The 454-nt window shown below is 51.5% G+C and carries 1 rRNA gene; it reads right to left on the minus strand.

Going from position 1 to position 454, the window contains the following annotated elements:
- Positions 1-369 (minus strand): 23S ribosomal RNA (locus HMPREF2891_RS09770); the annotation flags it as partial.
- Between the last annotated feature and the right edge of the window lie 85 nt (positions 370-454).

The raw sequence follows: 454 nt of genomic DNA on the forward strand, positions 1-454 counted from the left end.
CTCCACACAACCATTTATAACTACCCCCACCCCCGGCAGAGAATGGAAAAACACGCCCCAACAACCCCACATGCGCAACAGCTGCCGCCTTGACACGCACACAGTTTAGCCATCATCCGCTTTCGCTCGCCACTACTCACAGAATATCTCTTCCTGCAGGTACTAAGATGTTTCACTTCCCCACGTTCCCCCCACCACCCTATACATTCAAGCAGTGGTAACAGGCCACAAAACCTGTCAGGTTACCCCATTCGGAAACCCCCGGATCAACGCTCGCTCGCCAACTCCCCAGGGAATATCGCAGGCCACAACGTCCTTCATCAGCTCTAGGCACCAAGGCATCCACCAAACGCCCACAAAAACTAAAAAACCCAACAAAACAAACAAAAAAGATGCTCGCAACCACTATACAAATCACCAACAACCCAACCACAACCACCAAACCACCACACAC

It is taken from the genome of Actinomyces sp. HMSC065F11, from assembly GCF_001813085.1.
GTDB classification, from domain to species: domain Bacteria; phylum Actinomycetota; class Actinomycetes; order Actinomycetales; family Actinomycetaceae; genus Gleimia; species Gleimia europaea.